The organism is Marinigracilibium pacificum, assembly GCF_012926615.1.
GTDB classification, from domain to species: Bacteria; Bacteroidota; Bacteroidia; order Cytophagales; family Cyclobacteriaceae; genus Mangrovivirga; species Mangrovivirga pacifica.
The window spans coordinates 15,735-32,048 of sequence record NZ_JABBNU010000018.1; the positions used below are offsets into that span (position 1 = coordinate 15,735).

Annotated in this window: 16 protein-coding genes; 1 reads left to right on the plus strand and 15 read right to left on the minus strand. The window is 33.5% G+C overall.

What is annotated here, in order from left to right; translation table 11 throughout:
• Positions 1–2: 2 nt before the first annotated feature.
• Genes HH304_RS20870 through HH304_RS20905 form a run of 8 tightly spaced genes read right to left on the minus strand, consistent with a single transcriptional unit; the run spans position 3 to position 6,241 of the window.
• Entirely contained in the window at positions 3–536 is a 534-nt protein-coding gene (locus HH304_RS20870) for a dihydrofolate reductase family protein (RefSeq protein ID WP_169685240.1), read from the minus strand.
• 2 nt (positions 537–538) lie between these two features.
• Entirely contained in the window at positions 539–1,453 is a 915-nt protein-coding gene (locus HH304_RS20875) for a polysaccharide deacetylase family protein (protein ID WP_169685241.1), read from the minus strand.
• A gap of 48 nt (positions 1,454–1,501) precedes the next feature.
• Positions 1,502–2,365, minus strand: coding sequence for a DUF4846 domain-containing protein (locus HH304_RS20880; protein WP_271711725.1), 864 nt, complete (start codon positions 2,363–2,365; stop codon positions 1,502–1,504).
• Positions 2,362–2,907 (minus strand): metal-dependent hydrolase, encoded by a 546-nt coding sequence (locus HH304_RS20885; protein WP_169685242.1) that lies wholly within the window; start codon positions 2,905–2,907, stop codon positions 2,362–2,364. Before HH304_RS20885 ends, HH304_RS20880 begins: the two co-directional genes overlap by 4 nt.
• The gene (locus HH304_RS20890) at positions 2,907–4,088 is read right to left on the minus strand and encodes a serine hydrolase domain-containing protein (RefSeq protein WP_169685243.1); all 1,182 of its coding nucleotides are present in this window, start codon (positions 4,086–4,088) and stop codon (positions 2,907–2,909) included. The genes HH304_RS20885 and HH304_RS20890 overlap by 1 nt, the downstream gene beginning before the upstream one ends.
• 5 nt (positions 4,089–4,093) lie before the next feature.
• Entirely contained in the window at positions 4,094–4,765 is a 672-nt protein-coding gene (locus HH304_RS20895; protein ID WP_169685244.1) for a hypothetical protein, read from the minus strand.
• Between the two features lie 24 nt (positions 4,766–4,789).
• Positions 4,790–5,833 (minus strand): aldose epimerase family protein, encoded by a 1,044-nt coding sequence (locus HH304_RS20900; protein WP_271711726.1) that lies wholly within the window; start codon positions 5,831–5,833, stop codon positions 4,790–4,792.
• Between the two features lie 18 nt (positions 5,834–5,851).
• Positions 5,852–6,241 (minus strand): DUF302 domain-containing protein, encoded by a 390-nt coding sequence (locus tag HH304_RS20905; protein ID WP_169685245.1) that lies wholly within the window; start codon positions 6,239–6,241, stop codon positions 5,852–5,854.
• A gap of 273 nt (positions 6,242–6,514) precedes the next feature.
• On the opposite strand from HH304_RS20905, the gene HH304_RS20910 reads away from it, so the two are divergent.
• Positions 6,515–7,630, plus strand: coding sequence for a fatty acid desaturase family protein (locus tag HH304_RS20910; RefSeq protein ID WP_169685246.1), 1,116 nt, complete (start codon positions 6,515–6,517; stop codon positions 7,628–7,630).
• Between the two features lie 28 nt (positions 7,631–7,658).
• Here HH304_RS20910 and HH304_RS20915 read toward each other — a convergent pair whose 3' ends face one another.
• The 7 genes from HH304_RS20915 to HH304_RS20945 form a co-directional block, all read right to left on the minus strand.
• Positions 7,659–8,651 carry a 2-hydroxyacid dehydrogenase gene (locus tag HH304_RS20915; RefSeq protein WP_169685247.1) on the minus strand — a complete coding sequence of 331 codons (993 nt, stop codon included), beginning with the start codon at positions 8,649–8,651 and terminating at the stop codon, positions 7,659–7,661.
• Positions 8,652–8,897: 246 nt separating this feature from the next.
• A complete protein-coding gene (locus HH304_RS20920; RefSeq protein WP_169685248.1) occupies positions 8,898–10,280 on the minus strand; it encodes an alpha-amylase in 1,383 nt (460 codons plus the stop codon).
• A 243-nt stretch (positions 10,281–10,523) separates the two neighbouring features.
• On the minus strand, positions 10,524–12,071 hold the full coding sequence (locus HH304_RS20925) for a tetratricopeptide repeat protein (RefSeq protein WP_169685249.1): 1,548 nt from the start codon (positions 12,069–12,071) through the stop codon (positions 10,524–10,526).
• A gap of 93 nt (positions 12,072–12,164) precedes the next feature.
• Complete coding sequence (locus HH304_RS20930) at positions 12,165–13,283, minus strand: pyridoxal phosphate-dependent aminotransferase (protein ID WP_169685250.1); 1,119 nt, start codon at positions 13,281–13,283, stop codon at positions 12,165–12,167.
• A gap of 77 nt (positions 13,284–13,360) precedes the next feature.
• Positions 13,361–13,912, minus strand: a complete 552-nt coding sequence (locus HH304_RS20935) for a pentapeptide repeat-containing protein (protein ID WP_169685251.1) — start codon at positions 13,910–13,912, stop codon at positions 13,361–13,363.
• An 11-nt stretch (positions 13,913–13,923) separates the two neighbouring features.
• A complete protein-coding gene (locus tag HH304_RS20940; RefSeq protein WP_271711727.1) occupies positions 13,924–14,460 on the minus strand; it encodes a DUF5655 domain-containing protein in 537 nt (178 codons plus the stop codon).
• Between the two features lie 108 nt (positions 14,461–14,568).
• Complete coding sequence (locus tag HH304_RS20945; protein ID WP_169685253.1) at positions 14,569–15,885, minus strand: WD40/YVTN/BNR-like repeat-containing protein; 1,317 nt, start codon at positions 15,883–15,885, stop codon at positions 14,569–14,571.
• Between the last annotated feature and the right edge of the window lie 429 nt (positions 15,886–16,314).

The following is a 16,314-nucleotide window of genomic DNA, read 5'->3' on the forward strand; positions in this document are numbered from 1 at the left end:
TATTATGATTTAACTTTATATACCAACTCTACTACACCATTATCATATACCTTGTTTTTACTTAATTCAAGGTCAACAAACACCTGATTTTCACTAAATAGCTCAATACCATCATCGATTATCACAGGCATTATAAAAACCCTTATTTCATCAATTAATCCATTTGATAACAGCAATGTATTAACCTGGCCTCCACCCACAACCCAAATCACACCTCCGGATTCTGATTTTAGGCCTTTTATAAATTCTATTGGGTCTGTATTTATATAGGTTACATTTTCATCCGAGGCAAGGTCATTCCTTCTGGTAAGTACATAATTTTCCTTTCCCTTATATGGAAACTCACAATCAAACCCCAGCACCTGATCATAAGTAACATTCCCCTGTATTGTTACTTCAACTTCACTGTAAAACTCTGCATAGCCAAAATCTGATTTATCAGGATTTGGAATTTTATCTAGCCAGGCAACTCCTCCGTTGCTATCAGCAATTTTCCCATTAAGACTTATGGCTGTATAAGAAACTACCTTACGCACAGTTATTGATTATTAAATTTTTCAAATTCTTCATAAATATCTTGTATTGATGGTTCAGACCTCATTAGTTTGGATCGATGGCTCGGATCAGCTATCCATCGGTAATACCATGATATACCGAATTTTTTATGATAATAATTTTCCTGTTTATAAACCGGATCCTCAAGTGCCTCTGCTAAACTAATAATTTCATAACCTGAATTTTGAAGTCTATCTATAATTTCAGGAAGGTAATCTGCATTTAGTTTATTATCATGACACAAATAAATATGCTTGATATTTTTATTATAATCGTTGTTCGAGAGACTATCAAAATATGCAAACATATCTAATGTATAAGTTACATAATGTTCTCCGATTCTGCGAGCATTTGCCAAATCCCCGGTTTTCCGATATCTATTGTAAAGAAAGCTAAACATCCAGTCACTACTTTCCACGCTAAAAGGTGTAATTGAATACCCCATACCCGATAGATAATCATGAATTTCTTTTTGCTGAATTGAATCCTTTCCAAGATCATTAAATGGAAATCTAAACTCATTAAGTTCTTTTCCATATTTATCAGCCAGTTCTCTGGTTAGCCTTTCTCCCTCAACAACCTCATCTTTGTATTTATCAATACCTGTAGTAGAATACCTTTGATGGCTAAATCCATGATTTCCTAAACTCACATAATCCCTACTAGACCATTCCTCTAGTATTTTAAGCTTTCTTTCATCCAGTCGACCTTCAGTATAAACCTTTTGTTCATTTATGAAAATAGATACAGGCACATTAACAGAATCTAAAACTGAAAGCAATTCCGAGTTAGGTTTACTGGTATTTGGGACATCATCAATTGTAATTGCTGTATATTTTTGTGCAAAGATTGAAACCGGACAAAGCAATATTGGTATTAGGTATAGTATATTTCTCATCATGAATGATTAACAGAGTAACAACGATATTATTTTAATAAAACCTGCTTAAAAGGTTTTCAGGTCTTTTGTTGTAAAGGTCCATTCTGGAGTTTTCAGCGTTCCACTTTTAACAAGATACCAAGGGGATTGCAAATCTCGAGGATTTGCCAGTATTTGAATTTCCTGAGCAGGCATAAAACTTTGAGCCAGCATCATCAAATTCTCTCCTTTCTGATTAACGGCCATATCTACCACAATTACAGCATGACCTGGCGAACCTCCTTGAATAAAAACATCACCAATTTCAATTTGGCTAATATCCTTTGACTTTAATTCCTTAGACAGAGAAAGAGTTCCTGCATAGCTAAAGACCATTTCTAAATATCTCCAGTAACTTTTGTCATTGTCTCCAGACTGACCTCCTGCATACCAGCTTACATTATTTCCGGAAACCCTTATTCTATTTCCATTCATCCAGTTTTGATAATCTGCCTTGAAACCATTAGTGAAATTAAAATGGATTTCATCATACCGTTTTTGAGCTCTGAGATAATCTGCTCTTAAACGCATTATGGCATCAGCACATTGATGAAGATTTTTTGTTCCTATTGGTAAATCAACAACTGCTAAATAGACTCCCGCCCTTGTTTTCCGGCGTCCATCATAATATAAAACACTCTCACCCTTACCCTTCAAAGGCAAATCTCTTAGGAAACTCCCAAATGAGTCAGGCTGAACATCAGTTCTTTTGTAACCTTCCGGCGTAGAAAACCTTGTGAGCACCGTATTTCCGTCTGGTTCATCTACATGTTGAATACTTTTATTTGAAAAATCAGAATCAGTTAAAGCTGATCCGGATTGACTGTCCTGACATGAAAATATTATTGAAACAATAATTAAAATATTTACTATCATATAACGAGAAGTCATGATTTTGAGGCAAAAATCCTTTTAAGAACATACGAAAATCCAATAAAAAGCACTCCCGGAACACCAACCCATAACAACTCGCTTTTAATTACTGCCAAACCTCTGGAAGTAAAGAAATTCCCTAAGCCGATAGGCGACACCTTTATTGGTCTCCATGGCAAAAAATATCGATTATTATCAAATGGAAAAAAAGCTGCTACACCTAATCCCCCTGTTGTTAATGCATCAAGAATAAGATGAGATGATGTCGAAATAAACAAATAAAATAGAATAATAATCCCTGATCCGGTAAACAAATAATTCTTATAAAACAGGACAGTTAATATTAAAGAAAGCATGAAAGCAAATAAAAACGAATGAGTAAAACCACGATGTCCCCAGATACTTTCATAAGGGATTCCAAATTTAAATGCTATTACATCAGCATCCGGAATAATAGAACAAATCATTCCTAACGCTATTAATTTCCAAAGATTTACTTTTGAAGGTAATATAGAACCAGTCGATAGTGCCGCGAAGGCATGTCCAAAAAGTGATGCCATTAGTTATTTTTTGATGCTTCTTCTAAAAGTTTCTTAATCATGTCAAGATAAAAAATTTTTGCTCCACCAAAGGTATTTGGAGGTGAATTAACAAAAACAATTGCACCTGTACTTTCTTCAGGATCAAACGATACCACCGTCGCAACTCCCGGATCACCACCGGTATGAGAAGGCAATCTCTTCATTAATAAATAATAAAACCAATGGTCAAACTCATTATAATTCCATGCAATCGCCTGATGTTTATCTGTATCCGGGAATTGGACCCTTAACATTTCATGGATTGTTTCTGCTTTCAAAAAGCGATGTCCATTCACCACACCTTTATTCAGCATTAACTCAATAATTTTCGAATAATCAGATACAGTTGTTCTTATTTGTCCATCCGGATAATCTGCATATCCGTAATGTTTTAATACAGTTGGAGAATTCCCTTTTTTATCAGCAAGTTCATGTGGGTTTGCAATATTATCATGAGGTATATCTCTTAAAAACCAATAAGTATTATTCATGCCCAATGGTTCAAATACCTCTTTATACATATACTCCTCAAATTCAACCCCTGATACCAATTCAATAATATATCCACACAATACTATTCCCATGTTACTATAAACTCTTTGTGTTAAGGGCGGATCTGCTGAAAAGTTCTTTACAGAATCATAATATTTTTCACCTTTGACAAAATACTCCCTGATAAAATCATGAAGTTCAACAGGTGAATCACCACCTTCTTCAGTTGTATATAAAGGAGTAAGAACATCCCAGTTATCAATTATTGATGAAGAATGACTCAGTAACATCCTTATGGTGATCTTTGATTCCGGATGATTCGGGTTGCAAATTTCAAATGGCAGGTAATCATTAATATTGGCATCAAGATCAATAACACCCTCTTCATATAGTTTCATTATTCCGATTGCTGTAATAGGCTTGGTCGAAGAGGCAATCATAAAAAGGGTAGTATCATTAACAGGATTATTATCCAGATAATTCTTCACCCCATAACTATTTTTCCATTTTAATTGCCCTTTAGAAAGATAAGCAGCCTGAAGCCCCACAATCCCGAGCTTTTCAATCTTATTAGAAAAATATCTATCAAGCTTTGTCTTATCCTGGGTAAACCCAATAAAACTTAGAATACTTGAAAGCAAAAACCATATCAGAAATTTGACCTTCATTTTCACTAACCTTTTAACAATGATTGCCTAATCGAGACAACATGATAAAATATAGCAAATGGTAATAAAATTCCTGGTAACAATACAAATGGAAATTCGGTAAGATTAGCTCTGTTTACTTCTTCAGGAAAGTTATCAGTCAGATAATATGTGGCTACAAAAGTTAATCCCGTACCTGTTAAAATCACTAATGAAATTATATTCCAGGCCAGAACTCCTTTTTTACCAATGAAATTTTTGACCATCAGAAATCCTGTAAATAGAGCAGAAATACCAACAATAATATCATAGTTGGTCCCGTCAAAACTTACACCTGCAGGAAAAAAACCATAGAGTATAGCTCCGAATATCAACATTTCCACTCCAACTCTGAAAGCCTGAATAAATACAGGAAAGGTCTGTGAAAACACCGAAAGATTTCTTTTGAATATTGACTGACCAGTTAACCAAACAGATAAAATAATGGAAGGTATAATTATCAATAATGGAACTCTGGGAGGTAAATCAAAAGATTTTAAGACCCCAGAAAAACTCAACCCTAAAATATAAATCATCCAAATAGTAATGATCAACAAATAATTTCTTGTTAGTTTATTCTTTTCCGGTGACTTTAAAAAAAATACAATGGGACTTACAATCATTAAGATTGAGAGCAATAAAAATCCTATTTTAATCATTGGGCAAATGTTTTAAACTTTAATTTATAAATTATAAAACTTATAAACACTTTGATGACGATATAATTCCATTGGATTTAAAATTGCTGAAGGAAAGGACATATGATTAGGAGAATCTGGAAAAAACTGAGTCTCCAAACACACCCCATTATTCTTTTTATAATTAGCTCCACCTTTTCCTTTTACACCATCCAGAAAATTGCCCGAATAAAACTGAATCCCTGGCATTGTTGTAAATACATCCATTCCTCTTCCTGATGATTCACTTATTAAAGTTGCTGCATTGTAAAGTAAAGAGTCATATTGCAGCACATAATTATGATCAAATCCTGATCCCATGACCAATTGTTCATCCTCCATCGTAATTTGATTTCGGATAAGTTTTGGCGTTCTAAAATCAAAAGGTGTTTTTGACACAGATTTTAAATATCCTAAAGGAATAGAAGTACTATCTATAGGCGTGAACTTTTCTGAATTTATCTGAAGCTTATGATCTAATATTGACCCTGAACCATTTAAATTAAAATAAGCATGATTGGTAAGAGAAACTATTGTCGGAGCATCTGTTGAAGCAAAATAATCTATTATCAATTCATCATCATCAGATAATGAGTAAGTCACATGCACTTTCAAATTACCGGGATATCCATCTTCACTATCCTTGCTTAGGTAAGTAAATTGTATTTTGTCTTCAACTATCTTATAATCCCAAACTTTGGTATTAAACCCACTTCCACCATGCAGATGATTCGGACCATTATTTACAGAAAGGGTATATTCTTGATCCTCAACTCTAAATTTCCCTTTTGCAATTCTATTCGCAAATCTTCCAATAGTTGACCCAAAAAAGAATTTATCATAGATTAATTCCTCTAACGTTTCATACCCTAACAAAAGGTCTGTAAACTGACTTGCCATATTAAGGTGTCTCAAAGAAAGCCAATGTGCCCCATAATTTGAAAATTCGGCCTGTGTTCCATTCCTGTTTTCCAGAGTAAACTTGAAGATTTCATAATCTTCAATATTCCCCCACTTATCCACCTGGATATTATTCCTTTTATTTATCAATTCACTTTTTTAAAAAATCTACAAATCATTTATTAAACCTTGAAGCCTTTTCCTCACCTCGGAAGCAACCTCATGAAGTTCTTCATTCTGTACTGCTCCCATTGAAGCTAAAGGGTCAACAGCAGAAACTTCAATAACTCCATCTTTATTTTCTTCAACGATAACATTACATGGTAGAAAAACTCCGATTTTATCCTCTAAATTCAATGCTTTATAGGCAAACTCAGGATTACAGGCTCCTAATATTTTATAGTTTTTAAAGTCAACATCTAATTTCTTCTTAAATGTAGACTTTACATCTATTTCCGTTAAAATACCAAATCCTTGATCCTTTAGACGATCTGTCACCAAAGTTATTGCACCGTCAAAAGTCTGGTCAGAAAGTTTTTTGTTAAAATAATACTCCATGAGATTACGTTAATTTTTTCCATTAACAATTTAAACCAAAACCTCTAAAACCTTGTATATGAAATCAATATAAAGCCATAAATGTCAATCTCTAGTATAATTATGAACTAATTATTAATTCTATTACACACCATTTAAAGTGTATCAGAAATTTAATTAGCTATCATGAATACAAATAGTTAAATTTGATAATTACCAATAATGAAATATAGTTTCTGGTTAAATATCTAATCAATTGAGACTATTTAATTAGCCAGGAAAAATTCACAATTTATGATCAGATACAAATTTTCAAGAACTTTAAACAAAGAGTTTTCAGCTGAAATAAAACAAAGAGTTAACGAATACTTTAAAAAGAACCAAATAAGAAAAACAGGTGGTGGTACAGCTTTATTCAAAGCATTTTTTGCCCTTTCGGTTTACCTAATTCCATTTGTTCTTATTTTATCCGGAGTGATTCAAAGTACACCACTTATGTTCTTGTTATGGATGTTGATGGGTGCGGGAATGGCATTTATAGGAACTTCTGTAATGCATGATGCTTTGCATGGCTCTTTATCCAACAACAAACTAATAAACAAGCTATTAGGGTTAACTGCTCCTTTGATGGGAGTTGATGGCAAACTTTGGCAGTACCAGCATAATGTACTTCACCATACTTACACCAATATTGAGCATGCAGATGAAGATATCCAACCAAGGTACGTATTAAGATTCACTCCTAATCAGCCTAGAAGATGGTTTCATCGATACCAGCATCTTTATGCTCCAATTTTATACAGTATCTCTACTATCCAGTGGGTTGCTGTTAAAGATTTTATAAAGGTATTCACATACAAGAAAAAAGAACTTATTAAATCTAACAAAGAAGTTGTTACTCGCCTGACAAAAGTTGCCATTGGTAAAGCTTTTTATATCGGCATTTTTCTTGTACTTCCAATTGTTGTTCTGAATCAGCCTGTTTGGTTAACTATATCAATGTTTGTCGTAATGCATATGGTAGCCGGAGTTTTATTAAGTTTAATATTCCAACCTGCACACGTTGTTCCTACTTCTGACTTCATTATGCAAGATGAACAACTTATTCAGGAAAACTGGTCTGTACATCAAATATTGACCACTTCTAATTTTGCAATGAGAAATAAAGTGCTTTCATATTTTATTGGAGGACTAAACTTCCAGGTTGAACATCACTTATTCCCGAATATTTGCCATATTCATTATCCGGAAATATCAAAGATTATTCAAAAGACAACTGAAAAATATAAGCTTCCATACTTCTACGAAAAATCATTTAGATCAGCGCTTAAAAGTCATTTTAAACTTTTAAAAACTCTTGGGCGACAAGACGAACTAAAGATAGATTACGAATTAAGAATGGCAGCATAAGACTAATAAAGGGGCTTTAAAGCCCCTTTTATATTTTTACTTCATTCTGACATTTATCACCCTTTTCAAGATCTGATAAATTGCTCAAGGTTGTTTTGGATATTTCTTCTAATGCCTCTCTTGTAAAAAATCCCTGATGAGCTGTGATCAAAACATTTGGGAATGTCATTAATCTGGAGATATCATCATCTTGAATTATCTTTTCCGATAAATCTTTAAAAAACAATTTCTCTTCCTGTTCATATACATCAATTCCCAAATACCCCAACTTACCAGATTTTAATGCTGTAATTGCATTAGAAGTATCAATAAGTGCTCCTCTAGAAGTATTTATTAACATAACGCCATCCTTCATTTTATTTATTGAGTCTTCATTTATCAAATGAAAAGTTTGAGGCAACAATGGGCAATGAAGTGAAATAATATCTGATCTACCAAACAAATCATCTAAATCGGTATATTCTACACCTGCCAATACTAGCTCATTAGATTTATTGATATCATATGCAATTACATTACACCCAAAACCCAACATTATTTTTGCAAATAACATTCCTATATGACCTGTGCCGATAACTCCCACAGTTTTACCATATATATCAAATCCGGTTAACCTTTCTAGTGAAAAATTACTTTCTCTTATTCTATTATAGGCTTTATGAGTCTTCCTGTTTAATGTCAAAATCAATGCAACAGCATGTTCTGCTACTGCTTGAGGAGAATATGAAGGAACGCGAACAACGGTTACCCCATTTACCTTTGCAGATTCCAAGTCAACATTGTTAAAACCTGCGCACCTTAAAGCAATAACCTTCACTCCATTTTTCACCAATTCTACTATCACTTCATTATTTAAATTATCATTTACAAACACACAAACAGCTTCATATCCAACTGTAAGATTAACTGTATCAACATTTAATGGAGCCTCAAAAAAAGTTAATTCATGTTCACTTGAAGTATTGAACTTATTAAAATAATGTCTATCGTATGATTTGGTACTAAACACAGCAGTTTTCATGATGGTCTGTTATTTTAGGTGAAGAAGCAATTTCAGTTCTATTAAAGTGCTATCGAAAATAAATTATCCGATTTCCTAATTTAAAATCAATTCTGGTATAAACTATCAAAAAACAAAATGACACTGACGAATATTAATAATTACACTGAAACATCTGTGATTTATTATGAATATGATAAGCTAAATACTAGATCATAAAAAGAGCCACTAATGTGGCTCCTTTTAACTGACCTAAACCTAATTGCGTTACATTCTACTCCAGATTGTATAGCTATTTGGAGGACATTGGATTTTCACCCATCCATTGCCCTGAGTCACAGGTTCCCAACTTGAGTTACCTGTATAATCTTTAATTCTAATACTATTCCAGTTAGTCTGTACCCATCTCTCAACCCATGATCCTGAATCATTTAGATAAACTACAATTCCAGGATTACCATTACGTCTGGCTATATACTCATCATTGTCAACGTGAAGAATACTTGTATTTCCGACTGCCAGATTTCTATGAATCCATATCAGATTTTTTAGTTTATCCTTATTTAACCATTCTTCATAATCTCTATAAAATATCGTAGGATATCCTTCGTGAGTCAATATATAAGCATATGCATGCATTTTATCCCAGATAATATCCGTATCATGATTAGATACAAATGTCACTGCTTTAGAAGGATCTCTTTTCCAAAGCATATCAGCATTCAATTTAGTAAGGTCATTACCATCGAATGCTTCATCTAACTTATAATAACATGCAAAGTCAAATGCAGAGGCCTTTCTATTTGTGCTGTTAACCCAGTTTTTGAGGTTATTTGCATTACCATCCCAGTTTTCACCAACAGCAAAGCCACCTACCTCATTGACCCAGTCTCTTACAACCCAGCCTCCAAAGCCTTTAACATAATCGAATCGCCAGCCATCAAAGCCTATAACATTCTTATAATACTTTGCTACACTGTTACTATTTTTCCAGAGCCAACCCTGAACATAGGGTACTGAATGACTAAGATCCGGAAATCCGGCAAACACGCCCTGGTCATTATTGGCATAGTTATTCGGATGAAAGTCACCTGCTGAACGAAAGAATTTACCTGATGCGGGGTTATAGTCAGTGTAAGTCTTAGTACCTGTAAACGGATTGTTTTCTAAAGCTCCTCCGCTGTTATGGTTAATTACAATATCTGCATATACCTGAATATTCTTATTATGAGCAGTATTAATAAGACTAATCAATTCATTTTTGGAGCCAAATCTGGTTTCAACCGATCCCATTTGATTGTATTCCCCAAGGTCAAAGTAATCAAATGGGTCATAACCCATTGAGTAAGGGCCATTCATTGCTTTTGAAACAGGGGGAAGCCATATTGCGCTGATACCGGCAGCATCCCAATCTGAAATCTTTGACTTTATCGTGTTGTACCAATTACCGCCTGCGGGTACATCCCAATAAAATGCTTGCATAATTACTCCCCCTCCGGGACCAGCAGATCGCTCATTTTCTGATATGGGTGGGGTTACTTCAATTACCTCCTGATGTGATGGGGCAACTGGCTGTTCTTCTAGATTTGAGCAGGCACACAGCAATCCTGCAACACATAATAATGCGCCATGTTTAATTTGGGTAAACATAATAATTAGTTTTGGTTTTAATCTAAACTAATTAAAAATCAGACATTTACAACACCTCTACACAACATATTTACCCGCAAACGTTACCGCAAACGTTTTCTAATTAAAGCTATTTTTAAACTTTTATATAAATTCAACCTTTTGCAAAGGTTTGCACAAAAAAAAGGCCGGTCTTACCGGCCTTTACCTGATGTTTAAAGTACTCTTTAACATCGGCTATAATATCATAAACGAAGCAAATTATCACATGGTTTTTGTATAGCTCAATTCTTCTTTTGCTTCCTTGGCAATTGTTCTATTTGGATGCTTTTTTAAAGTCTTTTCAAAATAAATATATGCTTCATCAAATCTATTTTGGCTTACCAACCAATCTGCATATAGCTCATACGAAGGCTTTTGCACAACAGGAGGTCCGTAATTAAACCCAGCCATTTCTTCAAATTCAATTGACTTTAAAAGCCATTTTTCAGTATCCACTTGATTACCATTCATCCATGCTTTAAGCCCTTTTAATTGGCACTCCATAGATTTTGCCAAATCTATATCTGATTGCCTTACCATACCATCAGTTTCACCTTTACATAATGCTATGCCATAATCTGAAACCTTTGATTTGTCTGCACTCCATTCTCTAACGATTACGTCTATATATTTATCAATCTGAGATTCATCATTATTAAAGTACCCCTTATAGCCTTCACTAAAATAATATTGGGCTCTGACTGAGATATTGAGGTCTTTAACATCAACCTTAATATCTGCTATTTCTGAATCATAATCATCTGTTTCCACCAGGTATGTACCTTTTAGAAACACAAGGTGCTCTCTCGCTCTTTCAGAAGGCTTTTCAGCAGTGTATTGCTGCATGTTTTCAACCATTTTTTTGGCTTCATCCACTCTACCTTGCTGCAAGTATCCATATTGTAGCCAATGAAAGGAATGATAACCTCTGGCATCGTTATCTAGCCCTTTACGATTTTTTCTATCTACACTAGCCTGATATGATTTTTCATTAGCTTCAACAACAGCGTCCCACATTCCTAATGCAACATAAATATGTGAAGGCATATGAAGCGCGTGAGCTGCATCAGGAGCAACTTTACTATAATTATTTGCCGCTTCAATAGCCAAACGTGCATGTTCAGGATCATCATATGAATGAATTAAATAATGTAATGCTCCAGGATGACGTGGATTAACTTTTAATACCTCTTTGGCAGCAGCAGCAGCCTGACCGAAGATTTCATAATCTCTGGGCGTTTTTACTTTACCCAATAAAGACAATGAATAAAATGCATTTACCTCTTGGTTATCCTTATACTTATCTGACATCTTATTTAGGAAATCAGAATACATTTGGTCTCTCTCATTTTTTGGATACCCTGACTTATATAGATATTTTATTGATTCTATCAAATCACGTTCAAGCTCAGTAATATCACTCAGCTTCCCTTTTTCTAGCATTTCTTTCATTACAGCAGACCCTTTTTCATAATCCTGGTATCTCCATAAAGGGTGATTATAAGTCATAGCTTCTCCCCAATAAGCCAGTGCAAACTCCGGATCTGCTTCCTGTGCCTTTATAAATTCATCTCTTGCATCAGCATATTCAAAACTATGCAACAATAACATACCTTTTTTAAAAGCTGCTTTTGCTTTATCATTACCTGAGATTTCTAATTCTATTTCTCCTAAGGAATAATCAACTTCCTTTTTATCAGTATTACAAGAAAGGGCAGTAAGAATTATACCGATAAAGAATATTATCAAAGAGTGGATGTTGGTTTTCATGGTGGTAATGGGCAGATTGGTAAATGAACTATTATAAATTTACTAAAAAGACTTAACTATTTCACTATTGAATTAAGAGTAACAAACTATCGATCAACTATATAAACTCCTTAATTCAGCACAAAACCTATCTGTTTGTTCAATTGTCCCTGTACTAATTCTACACCATTTATTGAATGGAGGAAAAGGTCGGCCAATTAAAATTCCTTTTTCGTAGAAATGTTTCCCAAGTTGATCAATTTCCTTCCCTGACTCAAAAAACACAAAATTAGTATGTGACTTAACATATCGCATATCTAATTTATCCAGTGTATTATAAATCATTTCTTTAGACTCCCTATTTTTTTTAAGGGACATTTGATAAAAGTCGTGATCATCGAGGGCAGCCTCTGCGGCTCTTAATGCAGGAACATTTGTAAATGCCATAATGTGATCCCTGAGTCTTCTCGCTATATCAGGACGAGCAATTAAATAACCTATTCTTAACCCTGCAAGACCATAAACTTTACTGAATGTTCTGGAAACAATAACATTCTTATTTTCTTTTACCAGTTCAACCATTGAAGGGTAGCCTTCTTCCTCTATAAAATCATAATAAGCTTCATCAGAAAAAACAATAACATCTTTAGATATTTCATTGCAAAACTGCCTAAGATCACCGGATGGAAGCAGGGTAGAAGTTGGATTATTTGGGTTACATAAGAATATGAGATTTGTCTGAGGCGTTATACTATTTTTCATTGACTGAAGATCAACACCCATATTTGCATCTACATCAACATAAGTTACATTACTGCCAAAAAGCAAAGAATAGTCCATCATAGCTAAAAAGGTAGGTTTTGGAGCAATTATATTTCCTCCATACATGCCATACACTGCTCCTGCAGCTTTTAACCCTTCAGTAGAACCTCCAGTAATAACAATACAATCAGATGAAACCCCCTCTCTCTCAGCTAGCTTTTCCTTTAAAGGTTGCATATATGCCCAGGGATACCTGCACGACTCATCGAAAGAATCTATTATCTTTTGCCGGACAACCTTTGATGGACCATAAGGGTTTTCATTGGAGCTTAACCTTATTAAAGTTCTTTCTTCATTAATTTGGTCACCAACGATAGAGTTAGCAAATGAAGGAAAGCCGGAAAGCAATGTTGCCGCACCGATAAGACTCGATGAACTTTTCAACCATTGACGTCTGTTTAATTTACTCATAAGAAATGTATCATTATTCTTATAAGTTAAGAATATTAAAAATTAGGTCAAAAAAATATTATTTCATTAGTAACTCATTAACCAATTTCTATTTCATATTTCACTAATAAACCCGGCAATGTTTCCAAAGAAAATTTTGCTTTGCGTATATCATTTTTCTCCGGATCAATATTGAAATTTATTGCGGTTGAAAAATCAGCATCTACCAGACTTGTATTATCAAATTGAGCCCCAAGAAGATCACAATCTCGATAAACAACTTTATCAATTTTCGCATTTACAAAATCAACATCATGCAATCTGGAGTTCAAAAAGCGAAGATTATTTAGCTTCAATTCATAAAAAGAACTAAAGTCTAATTGACAAGATTCAAAACTCATTTGAAGGAGAAAGGGATTACAATAATCAAATCGTACACCTAAAAGTTTTGAGTTTTTGAAAATTACATTTTGAAAGGAAGTATTCAGGGTATTTATATTGCTTAAATCTGAACTATTGAATTCACATTCAATAAACTTAAACTCTTTAAAATTGGCTTGAATAAAACTGCAGTTATTAAAAACACAATTTTCATACTCTCCCTTTTCAAGATCTTTTATGGACTCAAATATTTCACCTTCTTTATACATTAAAAATTATTTTATCCAGCAGCATTATACGCTGATTTTAAGCCATTAATTATTCCATCACTAATTTGCGAAATATCAGTGATATCTGCTTGATGTGTACACATTGCATTCTTGGAAACTATCTGTTTAAATTCACTTTCAGAATCTTGGTCTTTTAAAATTACCTGAACTTCAAATCTTGATTTTGTAGCAGGTTTTAGAATTGAAAATTGTTTTTTCCTTCTAAGACTGACATAAGATTTTTTAGGAGCGATCTCAATATCATTTCCAAACTTATTTACAGCTTCGATTATCTTTTTATAAATTGGAATAAAATGCTCTTTCCCCTTAAATTGTTCCTCAACCAATAATGACTTATCTTCAACAGAACCAGAATCTGTTTTTAAGGCTTTCAATGCAACTAAATTGGCAAAACCATGAGTAAAACCATGATCCTCTTTTAAATACTTTACGATTTGACCATGTTTTACCAAATCACCCTTATCATTAACAATATTGATCCATTCTTCTAAAGACTTCCCAGTTTTAGCCTTTAAATTCTCAATCATAGTTATTGCCGCGTCATCCATGTTTTTTTTTATATAATTTACTAAAAATAAAAATGCCCCCAAATTGTGTATAACATTTTGGGGGCACTTCAAAACAAGATCTTTTAATTATTCTCTAAGCTTCAAATAAACGTTACCACCATTGAATAAAACAATATCATTCGTGGTATTTATATGGATACGCATTTCATCATTTATCAACACTCCGGACAAATCAAGATATCTAAATAGATAATTCTCAGATTCAACATCATATTCAATATATTTTAAATCTGAGGTCACCCCACTTAGTTTATTATTAAATACATCCATTGCCTGTAAATTACCTGAGAAAAGAATCTCCGGAAGAATAATTGCTTTACTCCATGAACTCCCTTTATTATTAGATTCCCACAATACACAAGGATCTGAGGCTGTCCAGTCCTCAAAACCTGCTATTGGTCTTTTAATAAGTTTTGAACCGGTATAACCTGCAGCAAATGATTTTATGCTTGTTAAAATCACAGGAGCTCCTTCATCAATGAATAAAGGTAAATTTTCACTGTTGATTGAGCCTTCTTCAATACGATAAGCTTTTTGAAAGTATTCACTTATTAGCCAATTAGTTTCACCACTAATTGTAAATTTAGCATCACTTGATTGTGCTGGTAAAGAATCTACAAACTTCCATTCAAGCCCACCATTAGATGTTTCATAAATACTATATGAAGGATCGCCTTCTCCATATACACGCATGAAAACGTATCCATTTAATTCATCTTTAAAAGATAAATCAAGAACATCAAATTCATTTTCAGGGAAATCTATTAAAGACCAGTTAGTTCCTCCATCAGTGCTCTTTGCAAACTTTAAATTATTTACATCACTAAATACATATAATATATCTCCAGTAACAGCTATTAAATCTTTAATTGGATTACCTTCAATATCAGGTGAATTAACTCTATTCCACGTTAGTCCACCATCTGTTGTCTTTAGAAGCTTATTCCCATAAACAAACCCTACCTGTCTGTTAGTTATAGAGAAAGACATCCCATCAAAATAATTATCTTCTGTTCCACTTATTTTATTCCAACCCGGATCTCTGACTTTCAATAAAAAAACATCTTCACCAGGTATTCCTTTAATATGTAAATAACCAGTGCCTGCCTGTTTTGGAACATTTATTTTTACAGTTGTACTTGATTCAAATTGGGAAACCGGAATTTCAAGATCATTCAATAAGAATATAGTGTTATCAGTAAAGCCAACACCATTAATAGTAACCAATTCAAAAGGAACGACATACTCTCCATTGATTAATTGAGTATTATGAATTTTGGGATTTACATTTATTTCATCTGACTTATTGCAAGAAGTGACAAAACCCATTAAAACCAATAACAGGTTAAACGTCATTAATGAAACGATTTTTCGTGTGTTCATAAATTGATTTTGGATAAAAGATTTAATAGTAATTTCACTAATTATCTTTCAATTACAGTGCCAATTTATAAGATATCTAAAAAATTCATGACGAACGGTTAAAATTATATTATTAATAATCACCCTTATCAAAATATAATTAGTAATGTTTATATGCTTTAAAAAAAAGAGATGAAAAGAATAAAGAGAAATTACGAGAATGGTAATAATTGACTTGTGATTTTGAACTGCCTATATTTATAAAAACACTGATCGTTTTTATAAGAGTCTGAATAGATAAAAAGAGTAAGAGTGAGCGTGAGTATTGAGGCGATTAGTACTATAAAAATCAGGCCATAAAAAAACCCTCACCGGAATCCGATAAGGGTTTTGATAATAAAATGGCCCCATGACGAAGCTAAAAGCTTGTCAGGACTTTCAGGATGATAC

Excerpts from the sequence above, each read along its gene's own strand:
- HH304_RS20875 (WP_169685241.1), bottom strand. The coding sequence starts at position 1,453 with ATGAGAAATATACTATACCTAATACCAATATTGCTTTGTCCGGTTTCA.
- HH304_RS20880 (WP_271711725.1), bottom strand. The coding sequence starts at position 2,365 with ATGACTTCTCGTTATATGATAGTAAATATTTTAATTATTGTTTCAATA.
- HH304_RS20885 (WP_169685242.1), bottom strand. The coding sequence starts at position 2,907 with ATGGCATCACTTTTTGGACATGCCTTCGCGGCACTATCGACTGGTTCT.
- HH304_RS20890 (WP_169685243.1), bottom strand. The coding sequence starts at position 4,088 with ATGAAGGTCAAATTTCTGATATGGTTTTTGCTTTCAAGTATTCTAAGT.
- HH304_RS20895 (WP_169685244.1), bottom strand. The coding sequence starts at position 4,765 with ATGATTAAAATAGGATTTTTATTGCTCTCAATCTTAATGATTGTAAGT.
- HH304_RS20905 (WP_169685245.1), bottom strand. The coding sequence starts at position 6,241 with ATGGAGTATTATTTTAACAAAAAACTTTCTGACCAGACTTTTGACGGT.
- HH304_RS20910 (WP_169685246.1), top strand. The coding sequence starts at position 6,515 with ATGATCAGATACAAATTTTCAAGAACTTTAAACAAAGAGTTTTCAGCT.
- HH304_RS20915 (WP_169685247.1), bottom strand. The coding sequence starts at position 8,651 with ATGAAAACTGCTGTGTTTAGTACCAAATCATACGATAGACATTATTTT.
- HH304_RS20920 (WP_169685248.1), bottom strand. The coding sequence starts at position 10,280 with ATGTTTACCCAAATTAAACATGGCGCATTATTATGTGTTGCAGGATTG.
- HH304_RS20925 (WP_169685249.1), bottom strand. The coding sequence starts at position 12,071 with ATGAAAACCAACATCCACTCTTTGATAATATTCTTTATCGGTATAATT.
- HH304_RS20930 (WP_169685250.1), bottom strand. The coding sequence starts at position 13,283 with ATGAGTAAATTAAACAGACGTCAATGGTTGAAAAGTTCATCGAGTCTT.
- HH304_RS20935 (WP_169685251.1), bottom strand. The coding sequence starts at position 13,912 with ATGTATAAAGAAGGTGAAATATTTGAGTCCATAAAAGATCTTGAAAAG.
- HH304_RS20940 (WP_271711727.1), bottom strand. The coding sequence starts at position 14,460 with ATGATTGAGAATTTAAAGGCTAAAACTGGGAAGTCTTTAGAAGAATGG.
- HH304_RS20945 (WP_169685253.1), bottom strand. The coding sequence starts at position 15,885 with ATGAACACACGAAAAATCGTTTCATTAATGACGTTTAACCTGTTATTG.